The sequence below is a fragment of the Streptomyces sp. NPDC060366 genome, assembly GCF_042725135.1.
In the GTDB taxonomy this organism is placed as follows: Bacteria; Actinomycetota; Actinomycetes; order Streptomycetales; family Streptomycetaceae; genus Streptomyces.
Window position 1 is genome coordinate 1 of sequence record NZ_JBHXDC010000030.1, and the last position, 15,774, is coordinate 15,774.

General features: G+C 71.5%; 15 protein-coding genes and 1 pseudogene. 13 read left to right on the forward strand and 3 right to left on the reverse strand.

The genetic code is table 11. The features are described from left to right. The 4 genes and pseudogenes from ACFWHU_RS36540 to ACFWHU_RS36555 form a co-directional block, all read left to right on the forward strand. Positions 1 to 126, forward strand: a pseudogene (locus ACFWHU_RS36540) (4-hydroxy-3-methylbut-2-en-1-yl diphosphate synthase); the annotation flags it as partial. A gap of 205 nt (positions 127 to 331) precedes the next feature. Further along, the gene (locus ACFWHU_RS36545; protein WP_387230515.1) at positions 332 to 1,174 is read left to right on the forward strand and encodes a GNAT family N-acetyltransferase; all 843 of its coding nucleotides are present in this window, start codon (positions 332 to 334) and stop codon (positions 1,172 to 1,174) included. A gap of 15 nt (positions 1,175 to 1,189) precedes the next feature. After that, entirely contained in the window at positions 1,190 to 1,765 is a 576-nt protein-coding gene (locus ACFWHU_RS36550) for a GNAT family N-acetyltransferase (protein ID WP_387230469.1), read from the forward strand. Between the two features lie 95 nt (positions 1,766 to 1,860). Then, positions 1,861 to 3,558, forward strand: coding sequence for a proline--tRNA ligase (locus tag ACFWHU_RS36555; protein WP_385802666.1), 1,698 nt, complete (start codon positions 1,861 to 1,863; stop codon positions 3,556 to 3,558). Between the two features lie 212 nt (positions 3,559 to 3,770). On the opposite strand, the gene ACFWHU_RS36560 is transcribed toward ACFWHU_RS36555, so the two are convergent. From ACFWHU_RS36560 to ACFWHU_RS36570, 3 genes are read right to left on the reverse strand one after another with little or no spacing between them, the layout of a single operon-like run. Next, positions 3,771 to 4,667 (reverse strand): aminoglycoside phosphotransferase family protein, encoded by an 897-nt coding sequence (locus ACFWHU_RS36560; RefSeq protein WP_387230471.1) that lies wholly within the window; start codon positions 4,665 to 4,667, stop codon positions 3,771 to 3,773. Positions 4,668 to 4,698: 31 nt separating this feature from the next. Continuing rightward, a complete protein-coding gene (locus ACFWHU_RS36565; RefSeq protein WP_387230473.1) occupies positions 4,699 to 5,124 on the reverse strand; it encodes a ferritin-like domain-containing protein in 426 nt (141 codons plus the stop codon). Beyond that, entirely contained in the window at positions 5,121 to 5,687 is a 567-nt protein-coding gene (locus tag ACFWHU_RS36570) for a hypothetical protein (RefSeq protein WP_387230475.1), read from the reverse strand. The genes ACFWHU_RS36565 and ACFWHU_RS36570 overlap by 4 nt, the downstream gene beginning before the upstream one ends. Before the next feature lie 189 nt (positions 5,688 to 5,876). On the opposite strand from ACFWHU_RS36570, the gene rimP reads away from it, so the two are divergent. The 9 genes from rimP to ACFWHU_RS36615 all read left to right on the forward strand — a co-directional run bounded on the left by rimP (position 5,877) and on the right by ACFWHU_RS36615 (position 15,734). After that, positions 5,877 to 6,374, forward strand: a complete 498-nt coding sequence (rimP, locus tag ACFWHU_RS36575; protein WP_387230477.1) for a ribosome maturation factor RimP — start codon at positions 5,877 to 5,879, stop codon at positions 6,372 to 6,374. A gap of 2 nt (positions 6,375 to 6,376) precedes the next feature. Continuing rightward, complete coding sequence (nusA, locus tag ACFWHU_RS36580; protein WP_385802657.1) at positions 6,377 to 7,417, forward strand: transcription termination factor NusA; 1,041 nt, start codon at positions 6,377 to 6,379, stop codon at positions 7,415 to 7,417. 417 nt (positions 7,418 to 7,834) lie between these two features. Continuing rightward, the gene (locus tag ACFWHU_RS36585; RefSeq protein ID WP_385802656.1) at positions 7,835 to 8,185 is read left to right on the forward strand and encodes a YlxR family protein; all 351 of its coding nucleotides are present in this window, start codon (positions 7,835 to 7,837) and stop codon (positions 8,183 to 8,185) included. A gap of 77 nt (positions 8,186 to 8,262) precedes the next feature. After that, positions 8,263 to 11,391: a translation initiation factor IF-2 gene (gene infB, locus ACFWHU_RS36590; RefSeq protein ID WP_385802654.1), complete on the forward strand. Its 3,129-nt coding sequence runs from the start codon at positions 8,263 to 8,265 to the stop codon at positions 11,389 to 11,391. A 260-nt stretch (positions 11,392 to 11,651) separates the two neighbouring features. Next, positions 11,652 to 11,945, forward strand: coding sequence for a DUF503 domain-containing protein (locus tag ACFWHU_RS36595; protein ID WP_078074787.1), 294 nt, complete (start codon positions 11,652 to 11,654; stop codon positions 11,943 to 11,945). A gap of 110 nt (positions 11,946 to 12,055) precedes the next feature. After that, complete coding sequence (rbfA, locus tag ACFWHU_RS36600) at positions 12,056 to 12,634, forward strand: 30S ribosome-binding factor RbfA (RefSeq protein WP_387230480.1); 579 nt, start codon at positions 12,056 to 12,058, stop codon at positions 12,632 to 12,634. Continuing rightward, positions 12,631 to 13,542 (forward strand): tRNA pseudouridine(55) synthase TruB, encoded by a 912-nt coding sequence (gene truB / locus ACFWHU_RS36605; RefSeq protein WP_387230482.1) that lies wholly within the window; start codon positions 12,631 to 12,633, stop codon positions 13,540 to 13,542. Before rbfA ends, truB begins: the two co-directional genes overlap by 4 nt. Before the next feature lie 661 nt (positions 13,543 to 14,203). Then, positions 14,204 to 14,737 (forward strand): hypothetical protein, encoded by a 534-nt coding sequence (locus tag ACFWHU_RS36610; RefSeq protein ID WP_387230484.1) that lies wholly within the window; start codon positions 14,204 to 14,206, stop codon positions 14,735 to 14,737. Between the two features lie 43 nt (positions 14,738 to 14,780). Next, complete coding sequence (locus ACFWHU_RS36615) at positions 14,781 to 15,734, forward strand: bifunctional riboflavin kinase/FAD synthetase (protein WP_385802645.1); 954 nt, start codon at positions 14,781 to 14,783, stop codon at positions 15,732 to 15,734. Positions 15,735 to 15,774 lie beyond the last annotated feature (40 nt).

Consider the following 15,774-nt stretch of genomic DNA (forward strand, 5'->3'; position numbering starts at 1 on the left):
GAGGTCATCAAGACGGTCCCCGAATCCAAGATCGTCGAGACCCTCATCGAAGAAGCCCTCAAGATCGCCGCGGAAATGGAAGCCGACGGAGTCCCCTCCGGCGAACCCGAGGTCTCCATCAGCTGAGGATCGGCCCGAGGCTCCCCGGAGCCGTTCGTCGGCCGGTGAGCCGACCAGCCGCTGTCCTTTCCGCGCTCCGTCTCCGTACAGGCCCCGCATCCCACGCCTCAGGGCGTCGGGGGAGCGGGGCCTTTCGGTGTACGCGGCACCGCGCGGAAGTGGCGGGTACAGTGCGGAGAATCAGCAGACGTATGGTGAGGCCCCTCTCGTGTTGACGCAGACCACCACTCGGGTCCTCGACCCAGGCGAACTCGGCGCCGCGCTCGCCATCCTTGAGAGTGAGCCCGTCGCCAACGCCTTCGTGGCTTCCCGTGTCCAGGCGGCGGGACTCGATCCCTGGCGTCTCGGCGGCGAGATGTGGGGCTGGTACGCGGACGGGCGGCTGCGCTCACTCTGCTACTCCGGCGCCAACCTGGTGCCGATCTGCGCCTCCCCCGAGGCCGTACGGGCCTTCGCGGACCGCGCTCGCCGTACGGGGCGCCGCTGCTCGTCGATCGTCGGCCCAGCCGAGCCCACGGCCCAGCTCTGGCGGCTCCTGGAGCCCAACTGGGGCCCCGCCCGCGAGGTCCGCGCGAATCAGCCGCTCATGGTCACCGAGCAGGTGCCCGACACGGTGCGGCCCGACCCCCTCGTACGCCGCATCCGTAAGGAGGAGCTGGAGACGATCATGCCCGCGTGCGTGGCGATGTTCACCGAGGAGGTCGGCGTCTCACCGCTGGCCGGTGACGGCGGGCTGCTCTACCAGGCGCGCGTGGCCGAACTGGTCGGCGCCGGCCGGTCGTTCGCCCGTATCGACGACGGCAAGGTGATCTTCAAAGCGGAGATCGGCGCGGCCACGTCGCACGCCTGCCAGATCCAAGGCGTCTGGGTCGCCCCCGAATTCCGCGGCCAGGGCCTCTCCGAGAGCGGTATGGCGGCCGTCGTACGGTACGCGCTCGCCGACGTCGCCCCCGTCGTCAGCCTGTACGTGAACGACTACAACACCCCCGCCAGGGCCTCCTACCGACGGGTCGGCTTCCGCGAGGTGGGCGCGTTCATGAGCGTCCTCTTCTGAAAGTAGGGTTCGGCCATGCCGAGCGTGCCGAGCTTCCCTGGGAACGACTCCCCGATTCCCGACGTGCGCGTAGGGCCGATCGACCTTGCCGCGCGCGTGGACGAGGCGCTGGCCGTACAGGCGCTCGCCTTCGGGCTGAGCGAGGCCGAGATCGGCGTACGCCGCCAGATCGTGCTCCGGCATCTCCTCGCGCCCGGTGCCCGCGCGTACGGGGCGCTCACGGCCGAAGGCCGACTGGCCGGCTTCGTCTACGGCATGCCGAACGACCGTTCCCACTGGTGGTCCACGGTCGTCGAGCCTTACCTGCGCGCCGAAGGCCGCGACGGCTGGCTCGACGACTGCTTCGTCATCACCGAACTGCACGTCCACCCCGCGTTCCAGGGCCACGGCATCGGGCGCACCCTCATCACCACCATCACCGACCTCGCGCGGCAGCCCCGCTCGATACTGTCCGCGATCGACACCGAGAGCCCCGCCCGCGGCCTCTACCGCACCCTCGGCTACCAGGACCTGGCGCGCCAGGTCCTCTTCCCCAGCGCGGCCAAGCCGTACGCCGTGATGGGCGCCCAGCTCCCGCTGCGGCGGCGCTGAGGGCCGTACGGTGCGCGATTACTGATTTCCGCCTGCCGGTGTGCCCCGGATAACCTCCTGGCACCAGCCGAGTAGAAAACGCAGGAGTGCTCCCCATGTCCCAGGTCCAGCGCATGTCCCGTTTGATGGCCAAGACACTGCGCGACGACCCGGCGGACGCGGAGACCCTGAGCCACAAACTTCTCGTCCGTGCCGGGTACGTACGCCGCACCTCCGCCGGCCTCTGGAGCTGGCTGCCGCTCGGCAAGAAGGTCCTCGACAACATCGCGCGCGTCGTACGCGAGGAGATGGACGCCATCGGGGCGCAGGAAGTACTGCTGCCGGCGCTGCTTCCCAAGGAGCCCTACGAGGCGAGCGGCCGCTGGGACGAGTACGGCGACCTGCTCTTCCGTCTCAAGGACCGCAAGGGCGGTGACTATCTCCTCGGTCCGACGCACGAGGAGATCTTCACCCTGGTGGTCAAGGATCAGTGCACGTCCTACAAGGACCTGCCGGTGATGCTCTACCAGATCCAGACGAAGTACCGGGACGAGGCGCGGCCCCGCTCCGGCGTGCTGCGTGGCCGTGAGTTCCTGATGAAGGACTCGTACTCCTTCGACACCACGGACGAGGGCCTCGTCGAGTCGTACGCGCTGCACCGCGCGGCGTACCAGAAGATCTTCGCGCGCCTGGGGCTCGACTACCGCATCGTCTCCGCGATCTCCGGCGCGATGGGCGGCTCCGCGTCCGAGGAGTTCCTGGCCCCGGCCGCCGCGGGTGAGGACACCTTCGTCGACTGCCCCAACGGGGACTACGCCGCCAACACCGAGGCCGTCACGTTCACCACGGCCCCCGTCGACGGGTCGGCACACGGGGCGATGGAGGAGCTGGACACCCCCGACACCCCGACCATCGAGACGCTGGCCAAGTTCCTCGGCGTGCCGGCCTCGGCGACGCTGAAGAACCTCCTGGTGAAGGTCGACGGCGAGATCACCGCAGTCGGCGTCCCCGGCGACCGCGAGGTGGACCTCGGCAAGCTCGGCGAGCACCTGGCGCCCGCCGTCGTGGAGCTGGTGACGGCCGAGGACTTCGAGGGCCGGCCCGAGCTGGTACGCGGCTACGTCGGCCCCCAGGGGCTGAAGATCCGCTACATCGCCGACCCGCGCGTGGCGCCCGGCACCGCCTGGGTCACCGGCGCGAACAAGGCCGACACCCACGCGCGCAGTGTCGTCTGCGGACGGGACTTCGAGGTCGACGACTACCTCGACGTCGTGGTCGTCGAGGAGGGCGACCCCTGCCCCGTGTGCGGCACCGGACTGAAGCTGGGACGGGCGATCGAGATCGGTCACATCTTCCAGCTCGGCCGCAAGTACGCCGACACCTTCCAGCTCGACGTCCTCGGTCAGCAGGGCAAGCCCGTGCGGGTGACCATGGGCTCCTACGGCATCGGCGTCTCCCGCGCCGTCGCCGCGCTCGCGGAGCAGACCGCCGACGAGCAGGGCCTGTGCTGGCCCCGTGAGATCGCCCCGGCGGACGTGCACGTCGTCGCCGCGGGCAAGGCCCTCCAGACGGAGCTCGCGGTCGACGTCGCCGAGCAACTGGCCGCGGCGGGGCTGCGCGTGCTGGTCGACGAGCGCCCCGGCGTCTCGCCGGGCGTGAAGTTCACGGACGCGGAGCTGATCGGCGTTCCGAAGATCCTGGTCGCCGGGCGGCGCGCGGGCGACGGAGTGGTGGAGCTGAAGGACCGCCGCACCGGGGAGCGCGAGGAGCTGACGGTCGCCGACGCGGTCGCGCGTCTGACGGCCGAGGCCTGACACCGAGGCCTGACGGCCGGCGCCGCCCCGCGGGGCGGGTACGGGGGGCCGAGGACGAGTACGACGGGGGTACGGGGCGGGCGGGCCGGTCCAGGCGACTGGTCCGCCCCGCCCCCGTACCCCCGTAGCCGCCTGGGCCGCTCCGTAACCCGGCATCCTGAAGGGGCGGCGCCGGGTGTGCGTACGGCTGTCGGCGCCAACTCCCCGCCCCGTTATAGCCAGTCGGCGAACTCCAGCAGCAGTTCCGCGTCCTGTCGGCGTCCGGCCTCCAGTGCGCGTACGCCCGATTCCACCGCGCGGAAGAGCGTCCAGCCACGTAGCCGCTCGCGGTCCATGTCCAGCGAATCGGCCAGTTTGTTCACCCGGCGCCGCGTCGCGGACGCGCCGGACGCCGCGGCGACAAGATCCTCCACCCGGTCGCGTACCAGCCGCGCCAGGTCGTACGCGCGCTCACCCACCACCGGTACGGGGCCGACGGCGAGCCACGGCGCCCGGTCGCCCGACAGCACCTTGCCCTGACGGAACGCGCCGTGCAGCAGCATCACCTCCGCCGGCCCGGCGGCGAGCAGCTCCGCGCGTGCGTCGAGCGCCGCCGCGACGAGCGGAGCGACCTGCGGGTCCGTCGCCGCCCGCATCGCGTCCGCCTGCCGCCCCGTCCGCTCGGCGACTGTCTCGAAACCGTGGTCGGCGACCGGCTCGACCCACAACTTCCGCACCGTTCCCGCCGCTTCGAGCAGTGCCTTGGCCTCGGGCAGGGAGCGCAGCGACGTCTCGGAGTGCAGCCGCTCCAGGAGCAGCGCCCCGTCGGAGCCCGAGATGAGCTCCACCGAGCCCCAGCCCTTCCAGTGCGTCAGCGCGGCCCGCTCCGGCTCCGGGGCGGCGAACGGCGGGACCACCTTGAGCGCGGCCGGCGCACCGTCGCGGCGCCGTACGAGCACCACGAGGCTGCTTCCGCCGCCCGGCGCCACCACCCGCTCGACCGTCAACTCCCGCCGCTCCACCGCCTCCTGGGCGATCCCGGGCAGCTGCCCGAGCCACTCTCCCGCGACGGATTCCCCGTACGTCTCGCTCAGGGTGCGCACCAGCCGCCGCGGCGGTTCGAAAGCCATACGTGCCCAGAGCCCTTCCTGTGGATCGGGCTCACAGACGTTCGGCGAGCCCAGGAAAGGCTACGCCGCTGCCCCGCCAGCGCACCGCCCGCACCGCCGCCTCGCGCAGCGCCCCGGCGGCGTCCTGGCGCAGCGGCCCCTCGGCGGCCCGTACGAGGTCCGAGTAGACCCCCGCGATCCGGTCCTCCAGGTCGGCGGCGAGCTTGATGGCGGCGGCGGCGTCGGGCACCTCGAAGGGCAGGGCGTACGCCGCGGCGGCCGCGACCGGCTTCCCGCCGAGATCGCGCACCTTCCGCGCGAGACTGTCGCGCCGGGCACGGTGCGCGTCGTACCCGGTCGTCGCCTCGGCGCGGCGTTCGTCGCCGACACGGCCGCCGACGACCCCGTACCCGTATACCGCGGCGTGTTCGGCGGCGAGGGCGGCCTGGGCGGCGTCCAGCGCGCGGTCGCTGCTCACGAGGAGGGTCCTTCCGTCAGCAGGTACGCGTGGGCGGCGTCGGCCGCCGCGAGGGAGGCCAGCAGCCGGGCGAGTTCCGGCGGGGCGTGGACGAGCGCGTCGGCGTGCGCGTCGGAAGCACGGCGCTCGGCCGCTGCCAGCGCCCTGACCGCCGCGCCGGGGTCCGCGGGGACGGACGGCGCCGGACCGGAGGCCCCGTTCCCGGTGTCCCCGGCGGCCGTCCCGAGAGACGGAGCCGAGGACGGCGCGGACGACGGGGCGGAGGAAGCCGACAGGGAGGGGGACGGCTTCGCCGGCCCGTCCTTCTTCTTAGGAGGCTGCGGAGGCGACAGAGCGGTCACATGATGTGCGACGGCGCCCCGCAGCGGCGTCAGCCGCGTGGCCTGATCCGGATGCCGCTCGAGCACGGCGTCGTACAGCCGCAGGAGTTCGCGGCTCGTGCCGGCGGACTTCACCCGTAGTGCCTTCGCGGCCCGGACGGCCGCCGCGCTCGTCGGGCCCCGCGATCCGTCGTCGTCGGAACAGGCGGTCAGCAGACCTCCAGCCGCGGCGCCGACCGCCAAGAGCGCACCCCTACGTGTCGTCCCCGTGCGCCCCACGCGTGTCTCCCTCGGGCCTCGCAGTGATCACCGCAGGCGAGCGTACCTGCGCGTCAGCCCCGGGTGGACGGCAACACCCCCCGCGACCGGATACCCTTTCCCTGACACGCGAAGATCCCACAACAGCACACACGCGGCCGAGGAGTCACCCGGATGAGCACCACCCACAGCGAGAGGCTGCGCGGACTGCTGGAACCGCTCGTCAGCGCGAAGGGCCTGGATCTCGAAGAGATCGAGGTGTCCCGGGCGGGCCGGCGTCGTGTGCTGAGGATCGTGGTCGACTCCGACGACGGCGTGGACCTGGACGCGTGTGCCGAGCTGAGCCGCACCATCTCCACGACTCTCGACGAGACCGACGCGATGGGCGAGGACGAGTACCAGCTCGAAGTGACCTCCCCAGGAGCCGACCGCCCGCTGACCGAGCGCCGTCACTACGTACGCGCCGTCGGCCGTCTGGCGAAGATCCAGCTTCAAGAGGGCGACGAATTCGTGGCCCGCGTCCTCGCGGTGGACGAGGACGGACTCGACCTCGAAGTGCCGGGCGTGAAGGGGCGCAAGCCGACCGCCCGCCGGGTCGCGTTCGCGTCGATCGCCAAGGCGCGCGTGGAGCTCGAGTTCAACCGCAAGGACAAGAAGGAAGAGGAGGCGTAGCCATGGACATCGACGTAAAGCTCCTGAAGGGCTTGGCACAAGAGAAGGAGATCCCGTTCGACCTGTTGGTCGAGGCGATCGAATCCGCCCTCCTCATCGCCTACCACCGCACCGAGGGAAGCCGCCGTCTCGCCCGTGTCGTGCTCAGCCGCGACAACGGTCATGTAACGGTGTGGGCCAAGGAGGACCCGTCGGAGCTGGAGGAGGGCCAGGAGGCCAAGGAGTTCGACGACACCCCGTCGGACTTCGGCCGTATCGCCGCCACGACGGCGCGTCAGGTCATCCAACAGCGCCTGCGGGACGCCGAGAACGACGTCACGTTCGGGGAGTACGCGCGCCGTGAGGGCGACATCGTCGCCGGCCAGGTCCAGCAGGGCAAGGACCCCAGGAACGTCCTGGTGCGGCTGGACGACAAACTGGAGGCCATCCTCCCGGTGCAGGAGCAGGTGCCGGGCGAGGAGTACACGCACGGCCTGCGGCTGCGTACGTTCGTGGTCCGCGTGGCCAAGGGCGTCCGGGGCCCGTCGGTGACCCTGTCGCGTACGCACCCCAACCTCGTGAAGAAGCTCTTCGAGCTGGAGGTCCCGGAGATCGCGGACGGCTCCGTGGAGATCTGCGCGATCGCCCGTGAGGCGGGTCATCGCACCAAGATCGCCGTACGGTCCACCCGCTCCGGTCTCAACCCCAAGGGCGCCTGCATCGGCCCCATGGGGTCGCGGGTGCGCAACGTGATGGCGGAGCTGCACGGCGAGAAGATCGACATCGTCGACTGGTCGGACGACCCGGCCGAGATGGTCGCCAACGCGCTGTCGCCTGCCCGGGTCAGCAAGGTCGAGGTCGTCGACCTCGGCGCCCGCTCCGCGCGGGTGACGGTGCCGGACTACCAACTGTCCCTGGCGATCGGCAAGGAAGGGCAGAACGCCCGCCTCGCCGCCCGCCTCACCGGCTGGCGCATCGACATCCGGCCGGACACGGAGCAGACCGACGGGGCCGACGACACCGGGGCGGCCGCCGGCCGCTCGCCGCGCGGCGACGGGAGCTGACGGGGCGCCAGGGGCGCACCGGGGGGGCCGGGGGGGCGGGGCGCGAGGCGGTCACGACGGAGCCACGTACGGTGCGGGAGCCCGCACCGTACGCCGCCGTATGTCTTGAGGTCCGCCCCGTACGGCGCGGGGATCGCCCCGTACGTTCCGCACGCCCCTCGTCGTCGGCACCGTGAACCGCGGCGCCGTCCGCCGGTGCACCGCATCCGGCCATCGGGCGCCATATGCCGGCCACCGGCAGTCCCGGTCGATCCCGGTCGACCGGGGTGGATCGGTCCGCCAGGGCCCGCCCGGGGCCGCGACGTGCGGCGACGTGTGACGACCGACGGCGCGTAGATCAACCGAGTCTTTTTGGCCAGCGAGTGTTCGACCATTGCCCCAAAGGGGTGAGGTCGACGCGGGGAGGTAGACTTAAGGATGTCTGGCCGGACGCACGCCCGCGCCTGCCCTGAGCGAACCTGCGTGGGATGCCGGGAGCGAGCGGCCAAGAGCGATCTGCTGCGCATCGTGGTGGTCGAGGGTGCTTGCCTCCCTGATCCACGCGGTACGCTGCCCGGCCGGGGCGCGTATGTACACCCCGCCTCGTTCTGTCTCGATCAGGCGGTCCGCCGCCGGGCGTTTCCCCGGGCCTTCAGGGTCAAGGGACCGCTCGACAGCGCGGAACTGCTCCGATATGTCGAGCAGGCAGCAACGCACGAACACGTACGGCACGGATCCCCGTGCGATTCAGGTACCTCGCGAGTTGGAAGTAGGTCGAGATTGCGATGAGCACTCGATGAGTACGCGATGAGTACGCCCATGAAGTAGCGACGGTCCGGCGGTAACCCGGACCTAAAAGGAGCGAAGTGGCTAAGGTCCGGGTATACGAACTCGCCAAGGAGTTCGGCGTAGAGAGCAAGGTCGTCATGGCCAAGCTCCAAGAACTCGGTGAATTCGTCCGTTCGGCGTCGTCGACGATCGAGGCGCCGGTTGTACGCAAATTGACTGATGCTTTGCAGGGCCCCGGCGGCAACGCCGCGAAGCCCGCCGCGAAGCCCGGGGCGCCGCGCAAGGCGACCCCCGCAAAGCCCGCCGCGCCCTCTCCGGCGCAGGCGGCACGTCCGGCTGCTCCCAAGCCCGGTGTCCCGGCTCCCAAGCCGGCCGCCGCCGAGGCCCCGCAGAGCAGCACCCCTTCCTCTCCGGCTCCGGCCGCGACGCCCGCCTCCGGCCCGCGTCCCGGTCCGAAGCCCGCGGCGTCGAAGCCCGCGCCGGCCCCGGTGCCCGCGGCCGAGTTCTCGGCTCCGGCCCCGGCTCAGCCCGCGGCGCCCCAGGCTCCGCAGTCCCCGGCGTCTCCGCGCCCCGCCTCAGCCACCCCGGGGCCCCGCCCCACCGGTGGTCAGGCGGCCCGTCCGGCTCCGGCCGGCGGTCAGCGCGACGGCGGCCGTGACGGCGGCCGCGGTGGCGAGCGCCCCGCGCGTCCCGCGGGACAGGGCGCCCGTCCGGGTGCTCGTCCGGCGGGTCCCCGTCCGGGCAACAACCCCTTCACCTCTGGTGGCTCCACCGGCATGGCGCGCCCGCAGGCGCCCCGTCCGGGTGGTGCCCCGCGTCCCGGCGGTGCCGGTGCGCCGGGTGGTCCGCGTCCGCAGGGCGCCGGTCAGGGCGGTCCCCGTCCGCAGGCCGGTGCCGGTGGCCAGGGCGGTCGCCCCAGCCCCGGCGGTATGCCGCGTCCCGGTGGCGCCCCGCGTCCCGGCGGCGCTCCCGCCGGTAACCGTCCGAACCCGGGCATGATGCCGCAGCGTCCCGCCGCGGGTCCGCGTCCCGGCGGAGGCCCCGGCGGAGGCCGTGGTCCCGGTGGTGCCGGCAGGCCCGCCGGTGGCGGTGGCGGCGGTCGTCCCGGTGGCGGCGGCGGTTTCGCCGGTCGTCCCGGTGGCGGTGGCGGCGGTGGCTTCGCCGGTCGCCCCGGTGGCGGCGGCGGTGCTCCGGGTCGTCCCGGTGGTGGCGGTTTCGGTGGCGGCGGTGGCCGTCCCGGTTTCGGCGGACGTCCGGGTGGTCCCGGCGGCCGTGGTGGCACACAGGGCGCGTTCGGCCGTCCCGGCGGACCGGCCCGTCGTGGCCGTAAGTCGAAGCGGCAGAGGCGCCAGGAGTACGAGGCCATGCAGGCCCCGTCGGTAGGCGGCGTGATGCTGCCGCGTGGCCAGGGACAGGTCGTCCGGCTGTCGCGCGGTGCGTCTCTCACCGACTTCGCGGAGAAGATCAACGCCAACCCGGCGTCGCTCGTCGCCGTGATGATGAACCTCGGCGAGATGGTCACCGCCACGCAGTCCGTCTCCGACGAGACCCTGCACGTGCTCGCCGGCGAGATGAACTACGTCGTCGAGATCGTCAGCCCGGAGGAGGAGGACCGCGAGCTTCTCGAGTCCTTCGACATCGAGTTCGGCGAGGACGAGGGCGGCGAGGAGTTCCTCGTCGCGCGTCCGCCGGTCGTGACCGTCATGGGTCACGTCGACCACGGTAAGACCCGGCTCCTCGACGCCATCCGTAAGACGAACGTCGTCGCGGGCGAGGCCGGCGGTATCACGCAGCACATCGGCGCGTACCAGGTCGCCACCGAGGTCAACGACGAAGAGCGCAGGATCACCTTCATCGACACCCCGGGCCACGAGGCGTTCACCGCTATGCGTGCCCGTGGTGCCAAGTCCACCGACATCGCGATCCTCGTGGTGGCGGCGAACGACGGTGTGATGCCCCAGACGATCGAGGCGCTGAACCACGCCAAGGCGGCCGACGTGCCGATCGTGGTCGCGGTCAACAAGATCGACGTCGAGGGCGCGGACCCGACCAAGGTGCGCGGTCAGCTGACCGAGTACGGCCTCGTGGCCGAGGAGTACGGCGGCGACACCATGTTCGTCGACATCTCCGCCAAGCAGGGTCTGAACATCGACAGCCTGCTGGAGGCCGTGGTCCTCACGGCGGACGCCTCGCTCGACCTCCGGGCCAACCCGGAACAGGACGCGCAGGGTATCGCCATCGAGGCGCACCTCGACCGCGGTCGCGGCGCCGTCGCCACCGTGCTCGTCCAGCGCGGCACGCTGCGCGTCGGCGACACGATGGTCGCCGGTGACGCGTACGGCCGTGTCCGGGCGATGCTCGACGACAACGGCAACAACGTCGAGGAAGCGGGTCCCGCGACCCCCGTCCTGGTCCTGGGACTCACCAACGTCCCCGGCGCCGGCGACAACTTCCTGGTCGTCGACGAGGACCGCACCGCGCGGCAGATCGCCGAGAAGCGTGCCGCTCGTGAGCGGAACGCGGCGTTCGCCCGCAAGGGCGTCCGGTTCTCCCTGGAGAACCTGGACGAGGCTCTCAAGGCCGGCCTGGTGCAGGAACTCAACCTCATCATCAAGGGCGACGCGTCCGGTTCGGTGGAGGCTCTCGAGTCCTCGCTGCTCCAGCTCGACGTCGGTGAAGAGGTCGACATCCGGGTCCTGCACCGCGGCGTCGGTGCGGTCACGGAGTCCGACATCGACCTGGCGATGGGCTCCGACGCCATCGTCATCGGCTTCAACGTGCGCGCCGCCGGGCGTGCCTCGCAGATGGCCGACCGCGAGGGTGTCGACGTCCGCTACTACTCGGTGATCTACCAGGCCATCGAGGAGATCGAAGCGGCCCTCAAGGGCATGCTCAAGCCGGAGTACGAGGAGATCGAGCTCGGTACGGCGGAGATCCGCGAGGTCTTCCGCTCGTCCAAGCTCGGCAACATCGCGGGTGTTCTCATCCGGTCCGGCGAGGTCAAGCGCAACACGAAGGCCCGGCTCGTCCGCGACGGCAAGGTCATCGCGGAGGACCTCAACATCCAGGGTCTGCGCCGCTTCAAGGACGATGTCACCGAGATCCGCGAAGGCTTCGAGGGCGGTATCAACCTCGGAAACTTCAACGACATCAAGATCGACGACGTCATCGCGACGTACGAGATGCGCGAGAAGCCGCGCGGCTGACGTACAGCTGCCGTACGGCTGACGCAGCCGTACGGCAGGCGGTGCGTGCCGTCGCGTGACTGACGTCGTGTCCGACGTGAAGTGACGTGGCGCGCGGTGTGCCGATGCCGTCCGGGTCCCGCTCGGGCGGCATCGCCGGTCCGGGGCCGGTCGACGGTGCTTATTCCGTCGATCGGCCCCGGCCGTTCCGTGTACGGTTTATGTGCCCCTGCCAAGCGCTGGCGGGCCCGAACCCGTACCGGCGGGACATCCGGATACACATGTATGTGGGGACACTGTCCTTCGATCTGCTCCTCGGCGACGTACGGTCGTTGAAGGAGAAACGCTCGATCGTCCGGCCGATCGTCGCCGAACTCCACCGGAAGTTCGCGGTGAGTGTGGCGGAGACCGGCGATCAGGATCTCCATCGCAGGGCCGAGATCGGCCTGGCGGTGGTGTCCGGGGACACGGTGCATCTGAGGGACGTTCTGGACCGGTGCGAGCGCATGGTCGCCGGCCGTCCGGAGGTGGAGTTGCTGTCGGTACGACGGCGGCTGCACGGAGACGACGACTGAGCCGCCGACCGAGCCGGCCGCGCCCGACCTTTCCCGGTCGGTGACGGCCGGCGACGGTCGCGGCAGCAAGAGCAGCAGACAAGAAACCCAGAAGGAAGAGTGACGGACCGGTGACCGACAACGCGCGGGCCCGCAAGCTGGCCGACCGCATCCAGGTCGTGGTCGCGGAGACCCTGGACCGGCGTATCAAGGATCCGCGGCTGGGCTTCGTGACCATCACGGACGCCCGGGTCACCGGCGACCTGCGGGAGGCCACGGTCTTCTACACGGTCTACGGCGACGACGAGGAGCGCGCGGCGTCCGCCGCCGCCCTGGAGAGCGCGAAGGGCGTCCTGCGGTCCGAGGTGGGCCGTCAGACCGGCGTCCGTTTCACGCCGACGCTGGCGTTCGTCCCGGACGCTCTGCCGGACAACGCCCGCACCATTGAGGACCTGCTCGACAAGGCGCGCGCCAAGGACGCCGAGGTGCGTGAGGTGTCGACCGGTAAGACCTACGCGGGCGAGGCCGACCCTTACCGCAAGCCCGAGGACGAGGGCTACGAGGAGGACGCGGAGGCGGAGGCCGCGGCGGCCGGCTCCGAGGCTGGCTCCGGGTCCGAGGCAGGCTCCGGTTCGGGGTCCGGCTCCGGCTCCGGCGATGGCGGCGTTGCCCCGGCCGGCGACGACACGGACGGCGCCGCCACTAAATGACACAGCAACTCCCCACGCCCGACGGCCTTGTCATCGTGGACAAGCCGTCGGGCTTCACTTCGCACGACGTCGTGGCCAAGATGCGCGGTATCGCCAGGACCCGTCGCGTCGGTCACGCGGGCACGCTCGATCCCATGGCGACGGGCGTCCTCGTCCTCGGCGTGGAACGGGCCACCAAACTGCTGGGGCACCTCGCCCTGACCGAGAAGGAGTACCTCGGCACCATCAGGCTGGGGCAGGACACCGTCACCGACGACGCCGAGGGCGAGATCACCTCGTCCACCGACGCGTCCGGGGTCACCCGCGAGGGCATCGACGCCGGGGTTGCCGCGCTCAGCGGCGCGATCATGCAGGTGCCGTCGAAGGTCAGCGCCATCAAGATCGACGGGAAGCGGTCGTACGCGCGCGTACGGGGCGGCGAGGACTTCGAGATCCCGGCGCGGCCGGTGACGATCTCCTCGTTCCAGGTGTACGACGTCCGCCCCGAGGTCGCCGAGGACGGTACGCCCGTGGTCGACCTGGTCGTGTCGGTCGTCTGCTCCTCCGGTACCTACATCCGGGCCCTCGCACGCGACCTCGGTGCGGGACTCGGCGTCGGTGGGCATCTCACGGCGCTGCGCAGGACCCGGGTGGGTCCGTACGGCCTCGACGAGGCGAGGACGCTCGACCAGCACCAGGAGCGGCTGACCGTCATGCCGGTCGCCGACGCCGCCGCGACCGCGTTCGCGCGCTGGGACGTCGACGAGAGGCGCGCGAAGCTGCTGCTCAACGGTGTGCGGCTGGACATGCCCGTGCGCCGCGACAGCGCCCGCTCCGGGCCCGTGGCCGCGTTCGGCCCCGACGGGCGGTTCCTGGCGCTGGTGGAGGAGCAGGGCGGCAAGGCGAAGAGCCTGGCCGTCTTCGGCTGACCGGACGTTCGTCAGCGCGTAGGGGCTTCATCGTGGAGCGGGCACGACGGCCTGCCCGCTCCACGATCCCCCTCCCGGGAGGTCTGTCCACACGCTCACCGGGATTCACCCCATCGGCCGGGCGCCCGGAGTGAACGGAGGGTGCACGGGGGGCTCCTTCGGTTCTCATCCATCTGCGGATGATCAACATCCGCCTGCCGTCGGAAGCATGGGCGGCAGGGCGGGGAGCGGACCTGTCTGGCCGGGGTCGGGGCGATCGTGTCGCTGCCGGAGGTCGGACCGGCGCTCGTACGCACCGAGGCTCTCGACGTGCGACCGCTGCCGATCTCGTCCAGGGACGACTTTGGGTCGGGGCCATACGTACGGGTCGCCGCCCACGGCTGGCGCCAGGCGCGCTTTGGCGCCGTCCCGGTCAGCTACACGGCGAACGACTGCTTCCATCTCCTGGACACGGTGCGGGAGTTGGTGATGGAGACGGACGGCAGCGACGCGCTGCGGCTGGGTGGCGGGGCCCCTACTGGGCGGTCATCGGTACGGCGCTGCTGCGCCTCAACGACGCCACCGTCCCCGGCTACGGACGCGACCACAACCTCGCCGGTGTGCTGCGACTCACAGCGGCGGTGGGGAGCGGGCCGCGGGGTGGCTACGAGGGGCGAGAGCGATGGCCCGGTCGACGCGCCGGGTCTCCGTCGAACGGACGGACACGTCGCGCGAGTTGAGCGCGTTCATCAGTGCACGGGTCGACGGCGCCGCAGCCTCCGACGCACTCGTCCTGGGCCTGGTGGGTGATCCGGGCACCGGCTGTACGACCGAACTCGCCGCACTGGCCGCCCGCCGCGCCTACGGGGCGGCGCTCGCCCCTACCGTCCGGCTGTGCGGCGCCGATCCGCGCGCCGGTGACGTTTCTCTTGCTGACGCCCTGGGACGCGCGCTGTGCGAGGCGAGCCGCACCGTCGGCCGCCCCGGAGCAGGTGGCGAGGATCGCACGGGGCGCGGGGCGCCCGCTGCTCGTCCTGCTCGATGGGCCGAGCAGATGTCCGGATTCGGCGTGCTTGTGGCCGTGTGGCTGGCCGCAGAGACGAAGCAGTGGGCGACCGTGGTCGGGCCGAGCGCCCGCAAGGCCCTCGTGTCGATCGGTACCCCGATACCGATGCGGGTCAAAAGCCACGGGCATGGCAGTCTTAGACCTGCGTAAGAGGCATTCACGTACACAGGTTCGGGCGAGGAGAGCGGTCACAGTGCAGCGCTGGCGCGGCTTGGAGGACATCCCCCAGGACTGGGGACGCAGCGTCGTCACCATCGGCTCCTACGACGGTGTGCACCGCGGACACCAGTTGGTCATCGGCCGCACCGTCGAGCGGGCCCGGGAACTGGGGATTCCGTCGGTGGTCGTGACGTTCGACCCGCACCCCAGCGAGGTCGTCAGGCCCGGCACCCATCCGCCGCTGCTCGCGCCGCACCACCGGCGGGGCGAGCTGATGGCGGAGCTGGGCGTGGACGCGGTGCTCGTCCTGCCGTTCACGCTCGAGTTCTCGAAGCTGTCACCCGCCGACTTCATCGTGAAGGTGCTGGTCGACAAGTTGCACGCGAGCGCCGTCATCGAGGGGCCGAACTTCCGCTTCGGCCACCGCGCGGCCGGCAACGTCGCCTTCCTGGCCGAGCTGGGTGCGACGTACGACTACGAGGTCGAGGTCAACGACCTGTACGTGAGCGGTGCGGCGGGCGGCGGCGAGCCGTTCTCGTCGACCCTGACCCGGCGGCTGATCGCCGAGGGCGACGTCGCGGGCGCGGCCGAGATCCTGGGCAGGCCGCACCGGGTCGAGGGCATCGTGGTGCGCGGCGCGCAACGCGGACGAGAGCTCGGCTACCCGACGGCCAACGTGGAAACGCTGCCGCACACCGCGATCCCGGCGGACGGCGTGTTCGCGGGCTGGCTGACGGCCGACGGTGAGCGGATGCCGGCGGCGATCTCGGTCGGTACGAACCCGCAGTTCAATGGCACGGAGCGGACGGTGGAGGCGTACGCCATCGACCGTGTGGGGCTCGACCTGTACGGGCTCCACGTCGCGGTGGACTTCCTGTCCTACGTCCGTGCCCAGCGGACGTTCGACTCGATCGAGGCACTCCTAGAAGCCATCGCCGACGACGTGAAGCGCTCGCGCGATCTCGTCGCCGCCTACGACGCGCGCTGACGACACCGGATGACCCCAACTCGGGCACCGTATGACCGAG

Coding starts and splice junctions, on each gene's coding strand:
- truB (WP_387230482.1), top strand. CDS start 12,631: ATGACACAGCAACTCCCCACGCCCGACGGCCTTGTCATCGTGGACAAG.
- ACFWHU_RS36610 (WP_387230484.1), top strand. CDS start 14,204: ATGGCCCGGTCGACGCGCCGGGTCTCCGTCGAACGGACGGACACGTCG.
- ACFWHU_RS36595 (WP_078074787.1), top strand. CDS start 11,652: ATGTATGTGGGGACACTGTCCTTCGATCTGCTCCTCGGCGACGTACGG.
- ACFWHU_RS36555 (WP_385802666.1), top strand. CDS start 1,861: ATGTCCCAGGTCCAGCGCATGTCCCGTTTGATGGCCAAGACACTGCGC.
- ACFWHU_RS36585 (WP_385802656.1), top strand. CDS start 7,835: ATGTCTGGCCGGACGCACGCCCGCGCCTGCCCTGAGCGAACCTGCGTG.
- ACFWHU_RS36550 (WP_387230469.1), top strand. CDS start 1,190: ATGCCGAGCGTGCCGAGCTTCCCTGGGAACGACTCCCCGATTCCCGAC.
- nusA (WP_385802657.1), top strand. CDS start 6,377: ATGGACATCGACGTAAAGCTCCTGAAGGGCTTGGCACAAGAGAAGGAG.
- ACFWHU_RS36560 (WP_387230471.1), bottom strand. CDS start 4,667: ATGGCTTTCGAACCGCCGCGGCGGCTGGTGCGCACCCTGAGCGAGACG.
- rimP (WP_387230477.1), top strand. CDS start 5,877: ATGAGCACCACCCACAGCGAGAGGCTGCGCGGACTGCTGGAACCGCTC.